Annotated in this window: 23 protein-coding genes; 15 read left to right on the top strand and 8 right to left on the bottom strand. The window is 70.1% G+C overall.

All coding sequences use genetic code 11. The features are described from left to right. Positions 1-98: 98 nt before the first annotated feature. The gene (locus tag AC1HIL_RS01540) at positions 99-992 is read left to right on the top strand and encodes an acyl-CoA thioesterase (RefSeq protein WP_479670992.1); all 894 of its coding nucleotides are present in this window, start codon (positions 99-101) and stop codon (positions 990-992) included. On the opposite strand, the gene AC1HIL_RS01535 is transcribed toward AC1HIL_RS01540, so the two are convergent. Then, entirely contained in the window at positions 970-1,710 is a 741-nt protein-coding gene (locus tag AC1HIL_RS01535) for a GntR family transcriptional regulator (RefSeq protein WP_064262323.1), read from the bottom strand. The genes AC1HIL_RS01540 and AC1HIL_RS01535 overlap by 23 nt on opposite strands. A gap of 148 nt (positions 1,711-1,858) precedes the next feature. Between AC1HIL_RS01535 and AC1HIL_RS01530 the strand changes: the two genes are divergently transcribed. The 12 genes from AC1HIL_RS01530 (at position 1,859) to AC1HIL_RS01475 (ending at position 14,003) form a co-directional block, all read left to right on the top strand. Then, the gene (locus AC1HIL_RS01530; protein WP_479670991.1) at positions 1,859-2,638 is read left to right on the top strand and encodes an SDR family NAD(P)-dependent oxidoreductase; all 780 of its coding nucleotides are present in this window, start codon (positions 1,859-1,861) and stop codon (positions 2,636-2,638) included. Between the two features lie 59 nt (positions 2,639-2,697). Further along, a complete protein-coding gene (locus AC1HIL_RS01525) occupies positions 2,698-3,909 on the top strand; it encodes an ABC transporter substrate-binding protein (RefSeq protein WP_296739608.1) in 1,212 nt (403 codons plus the stop codon). A gap of 16 nt (positions 3,910-3,925) precedes the next feature. Further along, positions 3,926-4,828, top strand: coding sequence for a branched-chain amino acid ABC transporter permease (locus tag AC1HIL_RS01520; protein WP_057594695.1), 903 nt, complete (start codon positions 3,926-3,928; stop codon positions 4,826-4,828). A gap of 2 nt (positions 4,829-4,830) precedes the next feature. Continuing rightward, the gene (locus AC1HIL_RS01515) at positions 4,831-5,796 is read left to right on the top strand and encodes a branched-chain amino acid ABC transporter permease (RefSeq protein WP_057594711.1); all 966 of its coding nucleotides are present in this window, start codon (positions 4,831-4,833) and stop codon (positions 5,794-5,796) included. Then, positions 5,793-6,569 (top strand): ABC transporter ATP-binding protein, encoded by a 777-nt coding sequence (locus AC1HIL_RS01510; protein ID WP_057594694.1) that lies wholly within the window; start codon positions 5,793-5,795, stop codon positions 6,567-6,569. The genes AC1HIL_RS01515 and AC1HIL_RS01510 overlap by 4 nt, the downstream gene beginning before the upstream one ends. Then, positions 6,562-7,281, top strand: a complete 720-nt coding sequence (locus tag AC1HIL_RS01505) for an ABC transporter ATP-binding protein (RefSeq protein WP_057594693.1) — start codon at positions 6,562-6,564, stop codon at positions 7,279-7,281. Before AC1HIL_RS01510 ends, AC1HIL_RS01505 begins: the two co-directional genes overlap by 8 nt. Positions 7,282-7,309: 28 nt before the next feature. Further along, complete coding sequence (locus AC1HIL_RS01500) at positions 7,310-8,059, top strand: SDR family NAD(P)-dependent oxidoreductase (protein ID WP_479670990.1); 750 nt, start codon at positions 7,310-7,312, stop codon at positions 8,057-8,059. Between the two features lie 22 nt (positions 8,060-8,081). Next, entirely contained in the window at positions 8,082-8,828 is a 747-nt protein-coding gene (locus AC1HIL_RS01495) for an SDR family NAD(P)-dependent oxidoreductase (protein WP_479670989.1), read from the top strand. Further along, positions 8,828-10,543: an FAD-dependent oxidoreductase gene (locus AC1HIL_RS01490; RefSeq protein WP_479670988.1), complete on the top strand. Its 1,716-nt coding sequence runs from the start codon at positions 8,828-8,830 to the stop codon at positions 10,541-10,543. Before AC1HIL_RS01495 ends, AC1HIL_RS01490 begins: the two co-directional genes overlap by 1 nt. 22 nt (positions 10,544-10,565) lie before the next feature. Next, positions 10,566-11,174, top strand: a complete 609-nt coding sequence (locus AC1HIL_RS01485) for a glutathione S-transferase (protein ID WP_479672461.1) — start codon at positions 10,566-10,568, stop codon at positions 11,172-11,174. 341 nt (positions 11,175-11,515) lie between these two features. Next, complete coding sequence (locus AC1HIL_RS01480) at positions 11,516-12,226, top strand: SDR family oxidoreductase (protein ID WP_057594690.1); 711 nt, start codon at positions 11,516-11,518, stop codon at positions 12,224-12,226. 319 nt (positions 12,227-12,545) lie between these two features. Next, on the top strand, positions 12,546-14,003 hold the full coding sequence (locus AC1HIL_RS01475) for a SulP family inorganic anion transporter (RefSeq protein ID WP_479670987.1): 1,458 nt from the start codon (positions 12,546-12,548) through the stop codon (positions 14,001-14,003). A 6-nt stretch (positions 14,004-14,009) separates the two neighbouring features. On the opposite strand, the gene AC1HIL_RS01470 is transcribed toward AC1HIL_RS01475, so the two are convergent. Beyond that, the gene (locus AC1HIL_RS01470; RefSeq protein WP_479670986.1) at positions 14,010-14,960 is read right to left on the bottom strand and encodes a cupin domain-containing protein; all 951 of its coding nucleotides are present in this window, start codon (positions 14,958-14,960) and stop codon (positions 14,010-14,012) included. Positions 14,961-15,035: 75 nt separating this feature from the next. Between AC1HIL_RS01470 and AC1HIL_RS01465 the strand changes: the two genes are divergently transcribed. Beyond that, on the top strand, positions 15,036-16,253 hold the full coding sequence (locus tag AC1HIL_RS01465; protein ID WP_479670985.1) for a multidrug effflux MFS transporter: 1,218 nt from the start codon (positions 15,036-15,038) through the stop codon (positions 16,251-16,253). Between the two features lie 82 nt (positions 16,254-16,335). Continuing rightward, the gene (locus AC1HIL_RS01460) at positions 16,336-16,947 is read left to right on the top strand and encodes a class I SAM-dependent DNA methyltransferase (protein WP_479670984.1); all 612 of its coding nucleotides are present in this window, start codon (positions 16,336-16,338) and stop codon (positions 16,945-16,947) included. Positions 16,948-16,954: 7 nt separating this feature from the next. Here AC1HIL_RS01460 and AC1HIL_RS01455 read toward each other — a convergent pair whose 3' ends face one another. The 6 genes from AC1HIL_RS01455 to atpE all read right to left on the bottom strand — a co-directional run bounded on the left by AC1HIL_RS01455 (position 16,955) and on the right by atpE (position 22,118). Continuing rightward, positions 16,955-17,671, bottom strand: coding sequence for an ABC transporter ATP-binding protein (locus AC1HIL_RS01455; RefSeq protein WP_203203123.1), 717 nt, complete (start codon positions 17,669-17,671; stop codon positions 16,955-16,957). Continuing rightward, positions 17,668-18,423 (bottom strand): ABC transporter ATP-binding protein, encoded by a 756-nt coding sequence (locus AC1HIL_RS01450; protein WP_057594685.1) that lies wholly within the window; start codon positions 18,421-18,423, stop codon positions 17,668-17,670. The genes AC1HIL_RS01455 and AC1HIL_RS01450 overlap by 4 nt, the downstream gene beginning before the upstream one ends. Further along, positions 18,420-19,370, bottom strand: a complete 951-nt coding sequence (locus tag AC1HIL_RS01445) for a branched-chain amino acid ABC transporter permease (RefSeq protein ID WP_261212388.1) — start codon at positions 19,368-19,370, stop codon at positions 18,420-18,422. The genes AC1HIL_RS01450 and AC1HIL_RS01445 overlap by 4 nt, the downstream gene beginning before the upstream one ends. After that, positions 19,367-20,287: a branched-chain amino acid ABC transporter permease gene (locus AC1HIL_RS01440; RefSeq protein WP_057594683.1), complete on the bottom strand. Its 921-nt coding sequence runs from the start codon at positions 20,285-20,287 to the stop codon at positions 19,367-19,369. Before AC1HIL_RS01440 ends, AC1HIL_RS01445 begins: the two co-directional genes overlap by 4 nt. Before the next feature lie 166 nt (positions 20,288-20,453). After that, a complete protein-coding gene (locus AC1HIL_RS01435) occupies positions 20,454-21,647 on the bottom strand; it encodes an ABC transporter substrate-binding protein (protein ID WP_057594682.1) in 1,194 nt (397 codons plus the stop codon). Positions 21,648-21,878: 231 nt separating this feature from the next. Beyond that, positions 21,879-22,118, bottom strand: a complete 240-nt coding sequence (atpE, locus tag AC1HIL_RS01430; RefSeq protein WP_057594681.1) for a F0F1 ATP synthase subunit C — start codon at positions 22,116-22,118, stop codon at positions 21,879-21,881. Positions 22,119-22,134: the final 16 nt, after the last annotated feature.

Here is a 22,134-nt window from a genome sequence, read left to right as displayed (position 1 = left end):
GGCAGGGGGCGCCAGGGGCGCCCGAAGCGCGCGCGACAGCCCCCTGGCCCCATGTTTGCTATCGTTTGCGGCTCTCTCTTTTCGTCCAGCCGCTCCCGATGACCCCCGATCCCGCCACTGCCGCCCGCCTCGTCGACGAACTCGTCGCCCTCATGCAGCTCGAACCCCAGGGCGGCGACCGCTTCCTGGCGCAGAGCGAGGACATCGGCACGCCGGCCGTGTTCGGCGGGCAGGTGCTGGGTCAGTCGCTGATGGCGGCCAACCTCACGGTGGGCGCCGACCGGCCCGTGCATTCGATGCACGCCTATTTCCTGCTGCCGGGCGAGCATGCGCCCATCGAGTACAGCGTGGACCGCGTGCGCGACGGCCGCAGCTTCACCACCCGCCACGTGGTGGCGCGCCAGCAGGAGCGCATCATCTTCGAGATGTCGGCCTCGTTCCAGACCGTGGACGAGGGCGTCGAGCACCAGATCGACATGCCCGAGGTGGCCGGCCCCGAGGGCCTGGTCAGCGAGCTCGACCAGCGCATCGCGCTCGGCGATCGGCTGCCCGAGCCCTGGCGCAGCAAGGCGATCGAGCCGCACGGCATCGAGTACCGCCGGGTCCAGCCCGACGACCTGCTCGCGCCGGTGCCGCGGCCCGCGTCCGACAGCGCGATCTGGATGCGCGCGATCGCGCCGCTGCCCGACGACCCGATGGTGCACCGCGCGCTGCTGGCCTATGCCTCCGACCACGGCCTGCTGCGCGCCGCGATGCTTCCGCACGGCCTGAGCTTCATGACCGGCCAGGTGCGGCCCGCGAGCCTCGATCACGCGATGTGGTTCCACCGCGACTTCCGTTTCGACGACTGGCTGCTCTACGTGCTCGACTCGCCGAGCGCGAGTGGCGCGCGCGGCCTGTGCCGCGGCAGCATCTACGCGCGCGACGGCCGGCTCGTGGCCTCGACGGCGCAGGAAGGCATGCTGCGCATCAGGGCGCTGAGGAAGAAGTAGCCGCGGGCGGCGATGTCGCCATGAGCGCGCCGGACGCGCCGTCGCGGCTGCGCTCGTCGAGCAGCCGCTGGTAGTTGTCGCGCAGCAGGATCCCCGCGTAGTAGACGTGCTCGCGCATCAGCTGCTCGGCGCGCGCCGCGTCGCCGTCGATCACGGCCTGCACGATGCGGTGGTGGTCGTCGTGCGAACGCAGGATCACGCCGTGGTCGTGCCACAGCATGATGCGGTCGGAGGCGAAGGGCACGGCCTGTGCCTGCGCGCCGAAGCGCACCACCCACGGGTTGCGCGCGCCCTGCATCAGCGCGTTGTGCAGCGTCACGTTCATCTGCTGGTAGGGCGCGAGGTCGTCGAGCAGCAGTTGTCCCTTGGCCAGGATCTCGTCGCCGGTGCGCAGGCAGTCGCGCAGCAGCGCGGCGGTCGCGTCGTCCACGCCGAGCGCCGCGAAGCGCCGGCAGGCCAGGCCCTCGAGCACCGAGCGCACCTCGTAGGCGGCCAGGATGTCCTCGAGCGCGAAGGCGCGCACCAAGTAGCCCTTCTTCGGCTGATGATCGATCAGCCCTTCCATCGCCAGCGCGGCGAGCGCGGCGCGCACCGGCGTGCGCGACACCTTGAGGGTCTCGGCGATCGGCACCTCCTCCACCCGCGTGCCCGGCGTGAGCCGTCCGTGCAGGATCCAGGTGCGCAGCGTCTCGGTGACTTGTTGAGAGAGTGTGTCCATGTCAGGTATACATGATGCCGTGGAAACTGGTTCAATAGTCGTCGAATAAGGGAAAACGAGGGCGTGCAAAGATGGGCATGTATACACAATGCGGTCCTCGATTCACTTTCACGCCGCATCCGACGCGGCTTCGGAGACCTCGCATCCCATGGCGGAACATCATGCACAAGCCCCCGGCCGGCTGGCCCTCGTGACCGGCGGCGGCCGCGGCATCGGCGAGGCCGTGTGCCGGCGCCTCGCGGCCAGCGGCCTGCGCGTCGTCGTGGCCGACATCGACGGCGACAACGCGCGCGCCGTGGCCGCCTCGCTCGGCGCGGGCCACCATGCGCGTCAATTCGACGTGAGCGACGAGGCCGCGGTCGAGGCTGCCTTCGAGGACATCGAGGCCGGCATCGGGCCGGTCGGCGTGGTGGTCTGCGTGGCCGGCCTGCTGCTGATGCCCGGCGGCGAACGCTCGCCGATCAAGGACACCTCGCTCGAGGACTGGGAGCGCACCTTCGCCGTGAACGCGCGCGGCGTGTTCCTCTGCGGCCGCGCCTACCTGCGCCGGCGCGAGGCGAAGCCGGTGGCGCACGGGCGCATCGTCACCTTCGGCTCGGTGGCCGCGCAGCTCGGCGGCTACCGCTCGAGCGCGACCTACATCGGCGCCAAGGCCGCGGTGCTGGGCCTGACCAAGGCCATGGCGCGCGAGTCGGCGCACCTGGGCGTGACCGTCAACTCGGTCGCGCCGGGCCTGATCGACACCGAGATGCTGCGCGGCACCGTGCAGAGCAGCGGCGCGCTGACGGCCGCGGCTGCCAGCATCCCGCTCGGGCGCATCGGCACGGTGGACGACGTGGCCGGCGCGGTCGACTACCTGGTGTCGGAGCAGGCGGCGTACATCACGGGCAACGTGATCGACGTCAACGGCGGCTACCGCATGCAGTAACGCCCGGCGCCAGCGACCGGGCGGCGCCTTTCACTCACCCATACCAACGGAGACACGTCATGAAGAAGAACTTCCTCGCCCTGGCATTCGGCGCCGCGCTGTGCGCCCTGGCGGGCACCGCCGCCGCGCAGGCCGAGCCCGGCCTGACCGACAAGACCATCAGGATCGGCATGTTCTCGCCGATGTCGGGTGCGTCGATGAACTACGGCTTCGATGTCATCAACGCCGCGAAGATGTACTACGACAAGATCAACAAGGAAGGCGGCGTGAACGGCCGCAAGATCGAGCTCGTGGTGGAGGACGACCGCTGCAACGCCAACGACCTGCTGGCCGCGGTCAAGAAGCTCACCGAGCAGGACCAGGTGTTCCTGCTCAACGGCGGCTCCTGCTCGGCCGCCGTGGTCGGCGCGCGCGAATACGTCGAGCGCGCGAAGATCCCGCTGGTGATGCTCAACGCCTCGGGCGACGGCGCGCTGTATCCGCCTTCCAAGTACATCTACGGCGCGTTCTCGATCTCGCAGCATGCGGTCGGCGGCTCGATGGTGCAGTTCGCGAGCGAGCACCTGAAGGCGAAGAAGATCGGCTACATCAACCACGACGACGCCTACGGCGGCTGGAACCTCGAGTCGGCCCAGGCGCAGGCCAAGGCGCTCGGCGGCGTCGACCTGCAGGTGCAGTCGGTCAACCCGAACATCACCGACGTCACGGCGCCGATGCTCAAGATCAAGGCCGCCAACCCCGACGTGCTGCTGCTCACCACCTACGCGCGGCCCGTGAGCCTGATCGTCAAGCGCGCCTTCGAGCTCGGCTTCAACAAGCCGATCGTGCTGGCCGTGAACTCCACCGCCGACCTCAAGCAGCTGGTGGAGAACGTGGGCAACAAGGACGCCTTCAAGAACGTCTACATCCAGGAAGTGCTGGCCGACGTGCCCGGCGGTCCCAAGCTCAAGTGGGTCTACGACATGTACAAGGCGGCCTACCCCGAGCTGGCCGCCAAGCCCGGCTATCCGCAGACCTACATGCCCTACGGCATTCCCTCGGCCATGGCGGTGGTCAACGCGCTGAAGGCGGCCGGCCCCAGCCCCACGCGCGAGAAGGTGCTCACGGCGCTGTCGACCATGAAGTTCGACTCCGGCGTGATGGCCGGCCCGATCGAGTTCGGCCCCGACGACCGCGCGGCGCAGGAGGCGGCCATCTACATCAAGTTCGACGCAACCAACATGACGCTCGTGCCCGGCAGCTACAAGAGCGTGTGGAAGTACAAGCCCTGAGGCCGGCTGCGATCCCATGAGCCTTTCCGACATCTGGCTGTTCGTGCAGCAGGGCGTGCTGTCCGGCATCGTCACCGGCAGCGTCTACGCGCTGCTCGCGGTGGCGATCGTCATGGTCTTCAAGACCACCGACGTGCCGAACTTCTCGCAGGGCGAGATCTTCATGGCCGGCGGCTACCTCGCGCTGTTCCCGCTGGTGGTGTGGGGCTGGCCCTACTGGGGCGCGGTGCTCGCGAGCCTCGCGGTCACGGCGCTCGTGGCCGCGCTGTTCCAGCGCGTGGTGATGCAGCGCGTGACCGCCTCGCGCGGCGTCGGCGTGCAGCTGGTGATCGCCACGCTGGGCTTCGCCTACCTGCTCAAGGGCCTGGTGCGCAAGACCGGGCTGGGCGACACGCCGCGCTCGCTGCCTTCGCTGGTGCCGCAGGACCCGATCACCATCGGCCAGGCCTCGCTCACGCTGCTCGATCTCGCGATCTTCGGCACCGCCGTGGTGGTGATGGTGCTGCTGTACCTGATGTTCACGCGCACCCGCACCGGCCAGGCCATGCGCGCGGTCGGCATGAACCCGCGCGGCGCGCAGATCGTGGGCGTGAAGCTGGGCACCATCCGCATGAAGATCTGGGCCCTGACCGGGCTGCTCTCGGCCATCGCGGCGCTGCTGATCACGCCCAAGATCCTGATCACGCCCGACATCGGCCACATCGCGATCCTGGCCTACGCGGCCGCCATCGTCGGCGGCTTCACCAGCCTGCCGGGCGCGGTGGTCGGCGGCTTCGTCATCGGCATCGTCGAGAACCTGGTGGGGCTGTTCATCTCGTCCAACGCCATCGTGGTCGCACCCTTCGTCGCGATCATGGTGGTGCTGCTGGTGCGGCCGCAGGGCCTGTTCGGCGGCAAGCCGCAGGTGAAGAAGGTATGAGCATGCAGACGACTTCTCCCTGGTGGGATCGCGGCGTGCTGATCGCCATGGCCGTGGTGCTCGCGGTGCTGCCCTTCGCGGCCAGCGGCTACGTGCTGTACGTGGTCAACCTGCTGATGGTGTTCAGCGTGCTCGCGCTCGGCATGCACCTGGTGATCGGCGAGACCGGCCAGTTCGCGCTCTCGCACGCGGCCTTCTTCGGCATCGGCATCTACACGGCCGGGCTCATCAACAACCAGTGGCAGCCGCCGTTCGTGGTGTCGATCCTCGCGGGCGCGCTGCTCGCGGCCGCGCTGGGCTGGGTCATCGGCCTCTTGGCGCTGCGCATGCGCGACATCTACCTGGCGCTCGCCACCTTCGCCTTCGGCGAGGCGATGCAGTGGGTGTTCCTCAACTGGGAGCAAGTGACCAACGGCTCGAACGGCCTGCAGATGAAGCCGGCCGCGCTCGGCGGCCTGCGGCTGATGAACGACCTGCAGGCCTATCCCTTCGTGGTCGCGATCGCGGCGCTGATGCTGTGGCTCACGGTGGCGCTGTCGCGCTCGCGGCTGGGCTCGTCGTTCCGCGCGGTGCGCGAGAGCGACGTGGCGGCGATCGCTATGGGCGTGAACACGCGCGCCGTCAAGGTCACGGCCTTCGTGCTGTCGGCGGCCTTCGCGGGCGTGGCCGGCGGCATGTACACGCTGTTCACCTCCTTCATCCATCCCGAGAGCCTGGGCTTCCAGACCACCATCCTGATCCTCACCATGGTGGTGGTCGGCGGGCTGGGCTCGGTGCGCGGCGCGGTGGCGGGCGCCATCGTGTTCGGCCTGGCCTCGGAGCTGCTGCGCCAGGCACCGTCCTACCAGGAGATCATCTACGGCGGCATCCTGATGCTGTTCATGATGTTCCTGCCCAAGGGCATGGCCTCGCTGTTCGCGGCGCGCAAGGCCACGCGCCGCGCGGCCCCGGCGGGAGGCGCGCGATGAGCACGAGTGCCTTCCTCGACGTGCGCGACATCAGCGTCGTGTTCGGCGGCCTCAAGGCGGTCAACGGCCTGTCGTTCCAGGTCGAGCAGGGCCGCATCCATGCGCTGATCGGGCCCAACGGCGCCGGCAAGTCGACCACCTTCAACTGCATCTCGCGCTTCTACACGCCCAGCAGCGGCAGCGTCGTCTTCGAGGGCCGCGAGCTCACGCGCGTGTCGCCCTACCGCATGGCCTCGCTGGGCATCGCGCGCACCTTCCAGAACCTGGAACTGTTCGCCGAACTCTCGGTGCTCGAGAACGTGCTGCTCGGCACCCATGCGCGCGGCACCGGTACGCTGGGCCGGCTGCTGCGCCGCCCCGACCGCGAGACCGAGGACTTCGCGCTGCACCTGCTCGAGCGCGTGGGCCTGGCCGACGAGCGCCACCAGCCCGCGCGCGACCTCGACTTCGGCCGCCAGAAGCTGCTCGAGCTGGCGCGCGCGCTGGCCATCCGCCCCAAGCTGCTGCTGCTCGACGAGCCCGCGGCCGGCCTGCGCAACCGCGAGATCGAGAGCCTGGACCGGCTGCTCAAGGAGCTGGTGGCGCGCGACGGCATCACGGTGCTGCTGGTCGAGCACGTGATGCAGCTCGTGATGTCGATCTCGGATCGCATCACCGTCATGGCCTTCGGCGAGAAGATCGCCGAGGGCACGCCCGCGCAGATCGGCAGCGACGCGCGCGTGATCGAGGCCTATCTGGGCAAGGGAAGTGCAAAGGGGGCCGCGCATGGCTGAATCGCTGTTGTCGTTGCGCGCCATCTCGGCCGCCTACGGCCGCATCCAGGCGCTGAGCCATGTCTCGGTCGACGTGCCCGAGGGCGAGATCGTCGCGCTGCTCGGCAGCAACGGCGCGGGCAAGACCACCACGCTCAACTGCATCTCGAACATCGTCGACTGCACCGAGGGCGAGGTGCGGCTGGCCGGCGAGCGCATCGACCGGCTGGGCTCCGACGCGCTGGTCCAGCGCGGCATCGTGCAGGTGCCCGAGGGCCGGCAGGTGTTTCGCGACATGAGCGTGCGCGAGAACCTCGACCTCGGCGCCTACCTGCGGCGCGACCGCGCGGGCATCCGCAACGACCTCGAGGCCGTGTATGCGATGTTCCCGCGCCTGAAGGAGCGCCAGGGCCAGATGGCGGCCACGCTCTCGGGCGGCGAGCAGCAGATGCTCGCGATCGGCCGCGCCGTGATGGCGCGCCCACGCGTGATGCTGTTCGACGAGCCCTCGATGGGCCTGTCGCCGCTGCTGGTGGAGCAGATGTTCGAGATCATCGAGCGGCTGCACCGCGAACAGAAGATCACCATCCTGCTGGTCGAGCAGAACGTGCAGCTCGCGCTCGCGGTGTCGAGCTACGGCTACATCCTCGAGAACGGCGAGATCTCGCTGCACGGCCCCGCCGCGCAGCTGGCCAACGACGAGGCCGTGCGCCGCGCCTACCTCGGCGTCTGAACGGCGCCGCTTTCGCAAAGGAATTCCCATGCTTCTGAAGGACAAGCTCTCGCTCGTCACGGGCGCCGCGCGCGGCCTCGGCGAGGCCATCGCGCGCCGCATGGCGGCCGAAGGCGCGCACGTGCTGGTGGTCGACCGCGACCTCGAGCCCGCGCAGCAGGTGGCCGCCTCGATCCGCGCCGCGGGCGGGCGCGCCGATGCCGACAGCGTCGACGTCGGCGACGCGGCGGCGGTCGACGCGCTCGCCGCGCGCATCGCCGCGGCGCATGGCGACATCGACGTGCTGGTGAACAACGCCGGCATCTCCGCGCGCTCGAAGTTCGACGAGCCCGGCGCGCGCGAGGCCTGGGACCGCGTGCTGTCGGTCAACCTGCAGGGCGTGTTCAACGTCACGCAGGCCTTCGTGCCCGCGCTCAAGCGCACGCACGGCAGCATCGTCAACCTGTCGTCGATCGTGGCCTTCGGCGCGGGCATCTCCTCGGCCGGCTACGTGGTGGCCAAGGGCGGCGTGCGTTCGCTCACGCAGGTGCTGGCGCGCGATCTCGCGCCCTGGGGCGTGCGCGTGAACGCGGTGGCGCCCGGGCTCATGGTGACCGACATGACGGCCGGCCAGCGCGAGACCGAGCACGGCACCGACTGGTACATGAGTCGCGTGCTCACCAAGCGCCACGGCGAGGCCGACGAGATCGCCGGGCCGGTGGTCTTCCTCGCCTCCTCGATGGCCAGCTACGTCAATGGCGTGGTGCTGCCGGTCGACGGCGGCTACCTCGCGGCCTGAGCGCCGCTTCGACGGAACAACGATGAACAACAGCAGTGAAGAAGACAAGCCGCTGGTCCTGGTGACCGGCGGCGCCAGCGGCATGGGCCGCGCCATCGTCGAGCGCCTGGCGCGCGACGGCTGGCGCGTGGTGATGGCCGACTACAACGGCGCGCTGGCCGAGCGCGAGACCCAGGTGCTGCGCGCCGTCGGCCTCGATGTCGACTACCGCGCCATCGACCTGACCGACGAAGCCGCGGTGCGCGCGATGGTGCAGTCGCTGCCGCCGCTCGCCGCGCTGGTGAACAACGCCGGCATCTTCGACGAGCGCGCCTTCATGGACGTGAGCTCGGCCGACTTCCGCCGCATGTACGAGGTGAACCTGCTCGCGGTGGCCACGCTCACGCAGGAGGCCGCGCGCAAGATGGCCGATGGCGCGCGCATCGTCAACATCGCCTCGCGCGCCTACCTGGGCGCGAAGAACCATCCGCACTACGTGGCCTCGAAGGCCGCGCTGGTGGGCTACACGCGCGCCAGCGCGATGGAGCTCGCGCCGCGCGGCATCCTCGTCAACGCGATCGCGCCGGGCCTGATCGACACGCCGCTGCTGCGCGCGCTCACGCCCGAGCGCCGCGCCGCGCAGCTCGCGCTGCAGCCCACGGGCGCGGCCGGCCGGCCCGAGGACATCGCGCAGGCCGTGGCCTTCTTCGCCTCGCCGGCCACCGGCTTCGTCACGGGCCAGGTGCTGTTCGTCGACGGCGGCAAGTCGCTCGGCGGCTCGGGGGCGTGATGGCGCAGCCCCAGGAGAAGACCGGCTACGACGTGGTCGTGATCGGCAGCGGCGCGGGCGGGCTCGCGGCCGCGCTGACGGTGAAGCTCGAGGGCCTCGACGTGCTGGTGATCGAGAAGACCGACCGCATCGGCGGCTCGACCGCGATCTCGGGCGGCGCGGTGTGGGTGCCGCTCAACGACCAGGCCAAGGCCGCGGGCCATCCCGACACGCCCGAGAAGGCGCTGACCTACCTGCGCAACACGGTGGGCGCGGCCGGCGACGAGGCGCTGCGCCATGCCTTCCTCGAGGCCGGGCCGCGCGCGCTGCGCTATTTGCGCGAGCGCACCGACGTGCAACTGGCCGCGCGCACCTACTCGCCCGACTACCACCCCGACCGCGAGGGCGCCGCGATGGGCGGCCGCTCGCTCGACCCCATCGAGTTCGACGGCCGGCTGCTCGGCCCGCACTTCCGCACCCTGCGCGATCCGCTGCCCGAGTTCTGCGTGCTCGGCGGGATGATGGTCAACATGACCGACGTGAAGCACCTGCTCGCGGTCACGCGCTCGTTCGCGTCGTGGAAGCACGGCATGAAGCTGGTGCTGCGCTACTTCGCCGACCGCTTGAGTGGCCACCACCGCGGCACGCGGCTGCTGCTGGGCAATGCGCTCGCGGGGCGGCTGTTCCACGGGCTGCTGAAGCAGAAGATCCCGTTCTGGCTCGAGACGCCCGCGCTGGCGCTCGAACAGGATGCGGGCGGTGCGGTGACCGGCGTGCGCGTGAAGCGCGATGGCCGCGAGATCGTGCTGCAGGCGCGGCGCGGCGTGGTGGTCGCGACCGGCGGCTTTCCGTGGAATGCGCAGATGCGCGCGGAGCACTATCCCGCGCCGACCGGGCCCTACTCGATGTCGCCGCAGGGCAATGTCGGCGAGGGCATCGCGATGGCGCGGCAGGCCGGCGGCGTGCTCGGCACCGGCCACACGGGCCCGGCGCTGTGGGCACCGGTGTCGATGATGAAGCGCCCCGACGGCAGCATGCTGCGCTATCCGCACCTGGTGTGGGACCGCGCCAAGCCCGGGCTGATCGCGGTCGATGCGCGCGGCGAGCGCTTCGTCAACGAATCGACCTCGTACCACGAGTTCGTGCGCGGCATGTACCAGGCCAACGAGGCCGGCACGAGCATTCCGGCGCTGCTGGTGTGCGACAGCGACTTCATGGAAAAGTGGGGCCTGGGCCTCGCGCTGCCGGGCGGGCGCTCGCGCGAGCACCTGGTGCGCGCCGGCTACCTGTACCGCGCCGACACGCTCGAGGCACTGGCACGCCAGGCCGGCGTCGACTCCGACGGCTTCGCGCGCACCGTGGCCGCGTTCAACCCACCGGCCGCGCGCGGCGAGGACCCGGCCTTCGGCAAGGGCAGCACGGCCTACAACCGCTACCTCGGCGACCCCGAGCACCAGCCCAATGCCTGCGTGGCGCCGGTCGCGAAGGCGCCGTTCTACGCGGTCAAGGTCTATCCCGGTGACATCGGCACGGCACTGGGCGTGCGCGCCGATGGCCATGCGCGCGTGCTCGATGCGCGCGGCACGCCGATCGTGGGCCTGTACGTGGCCGGCAACGACATGCACTCGGTGATGGGGGGCGAGTATCCTGCGCCCGGCATCACGCTGGGACCGGCCCTGACCTTCGGCTGGGCGGCCGGCATGCACCTGGCCCATGGCCATGACGAACACGCCTGACCCCACCCACTTCACACCCATCATGAAGATCTTCTATTCCCCCGCTTCCCCCTTCGTGCGCAAATGCATGGTCGTCGCGCACGAGCTCGGCATCGCGGAGCGCATCGAGCGCCTGCCGAGCGCTGCCGGCCCGGTGAAGCGCGACGCGACCATCCTGCCGACCAACCCGCTGGGCCAGGTGCCGACCTTCCTCACCGACGATGGCCAGGCGCTGTTCGACAGCCGCGTGATCTGCGAGTACCTCAACGACCAGCAGGGCGGCACGCTGTTCCCCGCCTCGGGCAAGGCGCGCTGGGCCCGTCTCACCGAACTCTCGCTGGCCGACGGCATGACCGCCGCCGCGCTGCTCGCGCGCTACGAGAACGTGCTGCGCCCGCAGGAATTCCGCTGGGCCGACTGGACCGACGGCCAGCTCGCGAAGGTGCGCACGGGGCTCGAATGGCTCGAGAAGGAAGCGGCCGGATTCGGCGAACGTGTGGACATCGGGACCATCGCCTTCGGCTGTGCGATGGGGTACATGGACTTCCGGTTTCCGGATGTGGATTGGCGTGCTCAGGCGCCTCGCAGCGCTGAGTGGTTCGAGGCGTTCAATCGGCGGGCTTCGATGCAGGCTACGTTGCCTGCGGCTTGAGTCTTTTGCGGGTGGGGCGGGCTCACGCCGATGGGGTACTCCCCTCCGCGAATGTCCCCCGCCTTCGGCTCCTCCTTTATTTCGCTGCGGGGAGTACCCCATCGGCGTGAGCCTGGACGCGACAGTTGTTGTGCCGCCGGCACCACCGCTGCGCTTCTCGTGCATAGGGCATCGGGTGCTTCCCGCAGCGAAATAAAGGAGGAGCCCGAAGGGCGGGGGACATTCGCGGAGGGAAGTACCCGATGTCCTGTGCACGCGCCCTGAACAAAAAAAGCCCAACTTGGCAAAGCCGAAGATTCCTTGGCTAAATGCGACCCTCCGCAAGAAACCAAGGACCCCGAATGTCTTCTGAGCAAAAAAAGGTAGCCATCGTCACCGCAGGCGGCAGCGGCATGGGCGCCGCCGCGGCCCGCAAGCTCGCGCAGGACGGTTTTCGTGTCGCCATCCTCTCCTCCTCGGGCAAGGGCGAGGCCCTCGCGAAGGAGCTGGGCGGCATTGGCGTGACCGGCTCCAACCAGTCGAACGACGACCTCAAGACACTCGTCGACCGCGTCATCGCCGAGTGGGGCCGCATCGACGTGCTCGTCAACAGCGCCGGCCACGGCCCGCGCGCGCCCATTCTGGAAATCACCGACGACGACTGGCACCGCGGCATGGACGTCTACCTGCTGAGCGCCGTGCGCCCCAGCCGCCTCGTCACGCCGCACATGGTCAAGCAGGGGGGCGGCGCCATCATCAACATCTCGACCTTCGCCGCCTTCGAACCCGATCCCGTGTTTCCCACCTCGGGCGTGTTCCGCGCCGGCCTCGCCGCCTTCACCAAGCTCTTCGCCGACCAGTATGCGGAGCACAACGTGCGCATGAACAACGTGCTGCCCGGCTTCATCGACAGCCTGCCCGAGAAGGAAGTGTTCCGCGAACGCATCCCCATGGGACGTTATGGCCGCAGCGACGAGATCGCCGCCACCATCGGCTTTCTCGCTTCCGATGGCGCGGGCTACATCACCGGCCAGAACCTGCGCGTCGACGGGGGCATCACGCGCTCCGTCTGAGGCCGTCATGGGCGCTGCCTACAATCGGCGCCCATGTGCCCGAGGACGTCCCGCCATCCCAACAAGCTTCGCGCGGACGTCCTTCTCTTCAGCCGGCATGCCCGCCTGCGCGCCTCCTGCTATGCGCTCGCTCGCATCGCGCGCGACAGCCAGTCCCGGCAATCGGGCTGCTCGCGGCTGACTCCCCCTTGAGCCTGGCGCATTGAATGAAGCGCGGCGGCAGCGCCCGCCGCTTTCTCCCTTGCGCCGCCAGCCGGCGCGATGCCTTCCAACGTCCCGCGATGCCTTGCCGGCACGCGGGCTGCTTTCCGTTTTTTCCATGTCTTCCCGCTACAGCCGCCTGCGCACCGAGTGGTGCCCGAGCATTCCGCGCGAACTGATGGCCGGCGCCGTCGCCACCTTCGCGCTCATTCCCGAGGTCATCGCCTTTTCCTTCGTTGCCGGCGTCGACCCCGCGGTGGGCCTGTTCGCCTCCTTCGTCATCGGCATCGTCATCGCCTTCACCGGCGGGCGCCCCGCCATGGTCTCGGCCGCGGCCGGATCGGTGGCGCTGGTGGCCGCGCCGCTGGTGCATGCGCACGGCCTGGCCTATCTGCTCGCGGCCGGCCTGCTCGCGGGCGCGATGCAGATCGCCTTCGGGCTGCTGCGCCTGGGCGTGCTGATGCGCTTCGTGTCGTCGTCGGTGCGCACCGGCTTCGTCAACGCCCTCGCGATCCTGATCTTCGCGGCGCAGATGCCCCACTTCATCGGCGCCAACGCCGCCACCTGGGCGATGGTCGGCCTCGGGCTCGCGGTCATCTACCTGCTGCCGCGCCTCACCACCGCGGTGCCCTCGCCGCTGGTGTGCATCGTGGTGGTCACGCTCGCGGGCCAGTGGCTGGGCCTGCCGCTCAAGACCGTGGCCGACCTCGGCCAGCTGCCCGATGCCTTGCCCATGTTCGCGCTGCCCGCCGTGCCGCTGACCCTCGAGACCCTGCGCATCATCGCCTTGCCCGCCTTCGCCATCGCGATGGTCGGCCTGCTCGAATCGATGATGACCGCGAGCGTGGTCGACGAACTCACCGACACCCCGAGCTCGAAGAACCGCGAGTGCGGCGGCCTCGGCCTCGCGAACGTGGCGGCCAGCTGCTTCGGCGGCATCGCGGGCTGCGGAATGATCGGCCAGACCGTGAGCAACGTGCGCTACGGCGGCCGCGGCCGGCTCTCGACCCTGTTCGCCGGGGCCTTCCTGCTGATCCTCATGGTGCTGCTCAAGCCCTGGGTGTCGCAGGTGCCGGTGGCGGCGCTGGTCGCGATCATGGTGATGGTCTCGGCCTCGACCTTCGACTGGGGCTCGCTGCGCACGCTGGTGCGCCATCCGCGCCTGTCGAGCGTCGTGATGCTCGCCACCGTGGCCGTCACCGTCGCCACCGACAACCTGGCCGCGGGCGTGGGCATCGGCGTGCTGCTCAGCGGCGTCTTCTTCACCTTCAAGGTGGCGCGGCTGCTGCGGGTGCAGGGGCGGCAGGACGAAGAGGGCGCCTGGCGCTTCGCCGTGAGCGGCCAGGTCTTCTTCGCCTCGGCCGACATGCTGGTCGATGCCTTCGACGTGCGCGAGATCGACGGCGCGCCGGTGAGTGTCGACGTCTCGCAGGCCCACTTCTGGGACGTGACCGCCGTGGCGGCGCTGCGCAAGGTGGTCGAGCGGCTGCGCAAGCACGGCAGCGCGGTCGACGTGAGCGGCATGAACCAGGCCAGCCGCGACCTCGTGCTGCGCCTCGACGCGGCGCCCGAGTGAGCCGGCTCAGACTTCGGCGGCCGCCTCGGCGCGCACCTGGCTGCGAAAGCGCCCCGGGCTCTCGCCCACCGCGCGCCGGAAGGCCGCGCTGAAGGCCGTCTCCGACTGGTAGCCCACGCGCTCGGCGATGCGCGCGATGCCCTCGTCGCCGTGCCGCAGCGCATGGCGCGCCACCGCCATGCGCCAGCCGCCGAGATAGTCGAGCGGCGTCGAGCCCGTCAGCGCCTTGAAGCGCAGCGCGAAGGCCGTGCGCGACATGCTGGCCGTCTGCGCCAGCCGCTCCACCGTCCAGGGCTGCGCGATGTCTGCATGCATGCGCGACAGCGCGGTGCCGATGCGCGCATCGGTCATCGCGCCGAGCCAGCCCTCGGGCTGCGGCGCGTTCGCGAGATGCACGCGCAGCGCCTGCACCAGCACCAGCGCCGCGAGGTTGGTGCGCGCCAGGGTCGAGCCCGGGCGCAGCTCGGCCGTTTCCCAGCCCATCAGGTCGAGCAGGCCCTCGAGCGGCCGCGCGCCCGGATCGCTCGCGCGCAGGTGGATCAGCGGCGGCAGGTGGCGCAGCAGCAGTTCGCCGGCCTCGCCCGAGAGCGCGAAGCGCCCGCTCGCGAGCACCACGCGCGTCGCGTCGCTCGCATCCAGCCCGTCGTGGCGCAGCACCCCGTCGGGGCCGCGCTGCTCGCGGCTCAGGCGCGTGCCGTCCTGCAGCGGCCCGGGCGGATCGCTCGCGGCCGAGAAGGGCAGGCCGTTGGTCAGCAGGAAGAAGTCGCCGGCCTCCAGCATCACCGGCGCGGCCGCGCCCTCGACCTCGATGCGAAAGCGCCCCTCGAGCACGCAGCCCAGCTTGATGTGCGAGGCGTAGTGCCCGTAGCGGAAGGCCCAGCGGCCGCGCGCCTCGAAGCGCGACGAGAGCGTGCTGCTCACCGTGAGCATGGCGAGCACATCGGACAAGGGATCCATGATTCTGTACGAATGAATAGGAAATGCGTGCTGATGATTATTCAATCATTCAGCCCGACGCGCGACCATCGGGGCATGTCCTCCTCGAACGCTCCAGTTTTCCGTCACGCCGTCGTGCTGGGCCTGCTCACCACCATCGGCCCCTTCGCCATCGACATGTACCTGCCCGCGCTGCCCGCCATCGGGCGCGCGCTGGGCGCCGATCCGCATGCGATGCAGGCCAGCCTGATGGCCTTCTTCATCGCGGTCGGCGCCGGCCAGCTGGTCGCGGGCCCGCTGTCGGACATGTTCGGCCGCCGCCGGCCGATGGTCGCGGGCCTCGTGCTGTTCATGCTCGCCAGCATCGGCTGCGCCTTCGCGCCCAACGTGGGCGTGCTGGTCGCGTTGCGCTTCGTGCAGGGGCTCGGCGCCTGCGCCTGCATGGTCACGCCGCGCGCCGTGGTGCGCGACCTGTACACCGGGCCCGAGGCGGCGCGGATGATGTCGCTGCTTCTCATGGTCTACAGCGTGTCGCCGATCCTTGCGCCGCTGGCCGGCAGCCTCGTGGCCGAGAGCCTGGGCTGGCGCGCCGTGTTCGTCGCCGTTGCCGCCGTCGGACTCGCGGGCCTCGCGATGCTGCTGGGCCTGCTGCCCGAGACCCGGCCCGCCACCGCGCGGCTGTCGAGCAACTTCCGCAGCGCCATGGCCGGCTACGGCGTGCTGCTGCGCGACCGCCACTTCATGGCGCTGGCCTTCATGGCCTCGTTCACCGTCTCGAGCTTCTTCGTCTACGTGGCCAACTCGCCCTTCGTGATGAGCACGCACTTCGGCGTCTCGCCGCGCATGTACGCGGTGCTGTTCGCGCTCAATGCGGTGTCGCTGCTCGCGCTGTCGCAGGCCAACGGCCGGCTGGTGGCGCGCTTCGGCATCCGGCGCGTGCTGCGCACCGCGGTGATCGCGCAGGCCGCCACCATCGGGCTGCTGCTGGCGCTCACGCTCGCGGGCGTGGGACGGCTCGCCGTGCTGGTGGCGCTGCTGATGATCGGCTTCGGTCTCAACGGCCTGATCGTGCCCGGGGCCTTCGTGCTCGCGATGGAAGGCCATGCCGCGCTCGCGGGCACGGCCTCGGCATTGATCGGCACGATGAACTTCGCGGGCGGCGCGGTGATGGTGGCGCTGGTCGCGCCGTTCGCCGACGGCACGCCGCTGCCGATGGTGGCGGGCATCGCGGGCTGCGCGGCGGTCGTGCTGACGCTGGCCTTGCGCACCCTGCCGCCGGTGCGGCGCGTGCCCGGTGTCATGCAGGGGTTCTAAGTGATTGCCCCGTGAGCAAGGTGCGGCCTTGGGCCTAGCCTTTGCGCGTTCCGTCGGCGCCCGATGGACCGGAAAGGCTCCCATGGACATCCCCGCCCCGGTGCTCGACAGCATGCAGCGCACCCTCCAGTCCTACGAGGCGTCCGCGCGCGACTACGACGCGATCGTGGCGGACCATCCGCCGCCCGAGATCGAGGACGCGCTGCGCCGCATGGTGGCGTGCATGCCCGCGGGCGGCAGCGTGCTCGAGGTCGGCTCGGGCACGGGGCGCGATGCCGACTTCGTCGAGTCCCTGGGCGTGAGCGTGCGGCGCACCGATGCCACGCAGGCCTTTCTCGACCTGCAGGCCGAGCGCGGCAAGCAGGGCGCGCTGCTCAACGTGGTCACCGACCCGCTGGGCGGGCCCTACGACGCCATTCTCGCGATGGCCGTGCTGATCCATGTCGATCGCGCGCAGATCGCGCCGGTGCTGCGCAAGGTGTTCGACGCGCTCGCGCCCGGCGGCGTCTTCCTCGCGGGCATGCGCATCGGCGAGGGCGAGACCAACGGCGATTACCAGACCGTGTACTGGGACCGCGACCGGTTCGCCGCGCAGCTCGCGGCGACCGGGCTGCGACTGGATTGGGAGCGGCAGTGGATCGGCCGCGAGGACGTGCGCTGGGCCAGCTTCCTGGCCTGCCGTCCGCGCGGATGAACGCCGCCTACACGCCCAGGTAGCGCGTCCACAGCGAACGGTCGGCATCGAGCGCGGCCGAGTCGCCCTGCCACACCACGCGCCCGCGCTCGAGGATCACGTGCCGGTCGGCCAGCGGCAGCAGGCGCTGCACGTACTTGTCGACCACCAGGATCGCCTCGCCCTCGGACTTGAGCGTGGCGATGCAGTGCCAGATCTCCTCGCGGATCACGGGCGCCAGGCCTTCGGTGGCCTCGTCGAGGATCAGGAGGCGCGGATGCGTGGACAGCGCGCGCGCGATCGCCAGCATCTGCTGCTCGCCGCCCGAGAGCTGGTTGCCCGCGTTGGCCTTGCGCTCCGCGAGGCGCGGGAACAGGCCGTAGAGCGCCTCGACGGTCCAGCGCGGCGCGCTGCCGGGGCGCGGGCGCGCGAAGGCGCGCAGGTGCTCGTCGACGCTGAGATTGGGGAACACGTGCCGGCCCTCGGGCACGATGGCCACGCCGCGGCGCGCGATGGCATCGGGCTTGTGACCACCGATGGCCGCGCCGCCGAAGCGCAGCTCGCCGCGCATCGGCGCGAGCATGCCGGTGATGACCTTGAGCAGGGTGCTCTTGCCCATGCCGTTGCGGCCCAGCAGCGCGAGCACCTCGCCCGCGCCGATGCGCAGGTCGATGCCGAACAGCACCTGGCTCGCGCCATAACCGGCCTCGATGGCGCTGGCTTCCAACAATGTCGTCGAGCTCATGCGTGACCTTCCGCTTCGGTGCCCAGGTAGACCGCCTGCACGTCGGGATGCCCGCGCACCTCGTCGGCCGTGCCGCTCATCAGCACGCGGCCTTGCACCAGCACCGTGAGCCGACTGGCGAGGCGGAACACGGCGTCCATGTCGTGCTCGATCAGGAGGATCGCCATCGAGGCGCGCAGCGACTCGATCAGGTCCACCATGCGAGCCGACTCGTCGGGGCCCATGCCGGCCATCGGCTCGTCGAGCAAGAGCAGCTTGGGTTCGGCCGCGAGCGCCAGCGCCACGTCGAGCGCGCGCTGCGCGCCGTGCGGCAGCGTGCCGGCGATGCGGTCGCGCTCGCGCGCCAGGCCCACGCGCTCGGCCAGCGCGGCGGCGCGGTCGGCCAGGTCCTTCTCGCGCGAGCGCGGCGCGAGGAAGCGCAGGCTGCTGCCCGCGTGCGCCTGCGCGGCCAGCATCAGGTTGTCGTGCACCGTGTCCTTGGCGAACACGCGCGTGACCTGGAAGCAGCGCGACATGCCCGCGGCCACGCGCTGGTGGTCCTTGAAGCCGGTGATGTCCTTCTCGTCGAGCAGGATGCGGCCCGCATCGGCCTTGAGCAGGCCGGTGATGAGGTTCACCAGCGTGGTCTTGCCCGCGCCGTTGGGGCCGATCAGCGCATGCACTTCGCCGCGCTCCACCGTGAGGCTCACATGGTCGGTCGCCAGCAGGCCGCCGAAGCGCTTGACCAGTCCTTCGATCCTGAACAGGCTCATGGCGCGGCCTTTGCAAGCGGTGCGCGGCGGCGCGACAGCGCGGCCAGTCCCTGGGGCGCCCACAGGGCGACGGCGATCAGCAGCAGGCCCAGCGGCATGTGCCAGTGTTCGGTGTGCTGCTTGAGCGCCTCCTCGAGCAGCAGCCACACGGCGGCACCCACCGGCCCGCCCCAGCTGCGGCCGAGGCCGCCGATCACGACCATCACCAGCAGCGTGGCCGACTGCGTCCAGTGCATGGTGGCCGGGCTCACGAAGCCGTTGCCGCCCGCGAGCAGCGCGCCGGCCAGGCCGGCGATGGCGCCCGCGATCGCGAAGGCCGCGAGCTGCAGCCGGAACACCGGGTAGCCGAGCGCGCGCATGCGCGTCTCGTTGTCGCGGATGCCCATCAGCGCATGGCCGAAGCGCGATTGCGTGGCGCGCTGCAGCCACCACAGCGCAAGCGCCACCAGCGCCAGCACCACCCAGTAGAAGTTGCTCTCGTTGCCGAGGTCGAGGCCCGGCAGCAGGGTGGGGCGGCTCATCAGCGTGTAGCCGTCGTCGCCGCCGTACTTGCGCAGCGAGACCGCGACGAAGTACAGCATCTGGGCGAAGGCCAGCGTGGTCATGATGAAGTAGACGCCGCGCGTGCGCAGCGCCACCGTGCCGATCAGTGCGGCCGCCAGGCCGGCCGCCACCACGGCCGCGGGCCACAGCACCCAGGCCGAGGTCGTGCCGGCGTCGCTGAGCGCCACCACCGTGTAGGCACCCACGCCGATGAAGCCCGCATGGCCGAGCGCGACCATGCCGCCGAAGCCGAGGATGAAGTTGAGGCTGGCCGCGGCCAGCGCGACGATCAGCACGCGGCGCACGAAGCCGATGTAGAACTCGAGGCCGAACAGCGGTGCGATCAGGGGAAAGGCCGCGAGCAGCAGCAGGAGCAGCCCGAGGCCGATGTGACGGGTTTTCATGCGCGTGCCGAGAAGAGGCCCGAGGGCCTGAAGAGAAGGACCGCCACCATCAGCGCGTACATCGCGACCTCGGCCACCAGCGGACCGAGGTCGGCCGCGGTGGCCGGCGGCAGCGTGGCGCGCAGCAGCATCGGCACGAAGGCGCGGCCGATGGTGTCGACGATGCCCACCAGCAGCGCGGCCACGAAGGCGCCGCGCACCGAGCCGATGCCGCCGATCACCAGCACCACCAGCGCCGGGATCAGGATCTGTTCGCCCATGCCGACCTGCACCGCGACGATCGGGCCCATCAGCGCGCCGGCCAGCGCGGCGAGTGCCGCGCCGAGCAGGAACACGCCGTTGAAGATGCGGCCCACGCGCACGCCCATCAGCTCGGCCATCGGCCGGTCCGAGGCGCCCGCGCGCACCCGCATGCCGATGCGCGTGTGGTTCACCAGCAGGTAGAGCGCCAGCGCGACCAGCATGCCGCCGACCAGGATCACCAGCCGGTACGAGGGATAGGGCAGGCCGTCCATCAGCTCGACCGGGCCCGAGAGCGCGGCGGGCGTCGGCGCCATCACCGGCGACGGGCCCCAGATCATCTTGACGAGGTCGTCGGCCACCAGGATCACGCCGAAGGTCGCGAGCACCTGCGCGAGGTGGTCGCGCGTGTAGAGGCGGCGCATCAGCAGCACCTCGAGCAGCAGCGCCACCACCACGGTGACCGCCACCGCGATGACGATGGCCGCGGCGAACGAGCCGGTGCGCGTGTGCGCCTCGGCCGCGACATAGGCGCCGGCCATGAACAGCGAACCGTGCGCGAGGTTCAGCACGTCCATGATGCCGAACACCAGCGTGAGGCCCGCGGCCAGCAGGAACAGCATCAGGCCGTAGCCGAGGCCGTTGAGCAGCTGCTCGAGAACGAGGATGGGGGTCATTGGATGAGAGTGGAATGCGGGCAGCCGTACGCGAAGGGCGCGAAGGTTTCGCGAAGGACGCGAAAGAAAACCTCGAAAGTTTTCCCCTGTCTCTTTCGCGTCCTTCGCGGATTCTTCGCGTCCTCTGCGTCCGGAAGTTCGGGAATCCGAATGGCGCGGGCGCCGCTTACTTCATCGGGCACTTGTCGGCGTAGCTGTCGCCGTAGTTCGTCAGCACCGTGTTGATCAGCTTGTTCGTGACCTTGCCCTGCGCATCCTTGCCGATCACGCGCAGGTAGAAGTTCTCGATGGGGTAGTGATTGTTCGCGTACTTGAAGGTGCCGCGCGTCGAGGCGTAGTTGGCCTTCTTGAGCGCCGCGATCACGGCCTCGCGGTTCTGCGCGTTGCCGCCGGCCTGCTTCACGGCGGCGTCCATCGCGAGGATGGCGTCGTAGGCCTGCGCGGCGTAGACCGACGGGTAGCGGCCGTTGTATTCCTTGCGGAACGCGGCCACGAAGGCCTTGTTGGCGGCGTTGTCGAGGTCGTGCGCCCAGTGCGAGGTGTTGAACAGGCCCAGCATCGGCTCGCCCACGGCGCCGATCACGTCCTCGTCGGCCGAGAAGCCGCTGGTGACCAGCGTGATGTCCTTCGACAGGCCCGCGCCCACGAACTGCTTGATGAAGTTGATGCCCATCGCGCCGGGCAGGAAGAAGTAGATCGAGTCGGGCTTGGAGGCGCGCAGCTGCGCGAGCTCGGCCGCGTAGTCGATCTGGCCGAGCTTGGTGTAGAGCTCGTCGGCCACCTGGCCCTTGAACTGGCGCTTGAAGCCGCCGAGCGCGTCCTTGCCCGCGGGATAGTTGGGCGCGATCAGCACGATCTTCTTGAAGGCGCGGTCCTGCGCGAACTTGCCGGCGGCCTCGTGGAACTGGTCGTTCTGGTAGGCGGTGCCGAAGAAGTAGGCATTGCACTGCGCGCCTGCGAACTGGCTCGGGCCGGCGTTGGCCGAGAGGTAGGGCACCTTGGCGTTGAACAGCGTCGGGCCGACGGCCAGCGCCACGTTGGAGCCGATCGGGCCGCTGAACAGGTCGATCTTGTCGCGCTGGATCATGCGGTCGACCAGCTGCTTGGCCTGGTCGGGGCTGCCGGCCATGTCGGCCTGCACGAACTCCACCTCCTGCCCGCCGAGCTTGCCGCCCAGCTGCTTGATGCCGAGCGCGAAGCCGTCGCGCGCCTCGGCGCCCAGCGCCGCGAACGGGCCCGAGATGTCGAGCGCCAGGCCGACCTTGACGGGCGCGGCCAGGGCGGAGGCCGCGGCGCCGCACAGCAGCAGCGAAAGCAGGGTGCGCGGCAGCGCGGACGACTTCGGGGACGGTTGGCTCATCGGGTTCTCCGGCAGGGATGGGGTGAAACGGCGTCGAACCGTTGATAGCTAAATACTTTAGCCATAAACAATTCGGTGTCAACGGTGCTAGCACGAATGGTGCCAGTGGCCGCCTCGTGCGCGGCCCCGATGTCCCCAAAAAAGAAGCGGCATCGACCCGGGTCGATGCCGCTTCTGATGCCCTCGAAGAGGGCGCGGCGCCCGCGTGGTGCGCCGCTTTCCTCGCGCCGATCAGCCGAAGGGGCTGGCCGTCGCGAACCACAGGCCGATGCCGGTGGCGATGATGAAGGCCCCGTCGGTTACGCCCGCGACCAGGAAGAACTTGGTCTGCAGCGTGTCGACCATCTCGGGCTGGCGCGTCGTGCCTTCGAGGAACTTCTGTCCCACCAGCGCGATGCCGATGCACGAACCCAGTGCCGCGATGCCGATCAGCAGGGCGACCGCGAGGGGGAGGATGTTGAAGCCGTTCATGGTGCTTTCTCCAGTG

The sequence above is a fragment of the Variovorax sp. ISS6 genome, from assembly GCF_056523145.1.
Note: the sequence above shows the minus strand (reverse complement) of the source record. Positions and strands in the feature narration are given on the sequence as shown.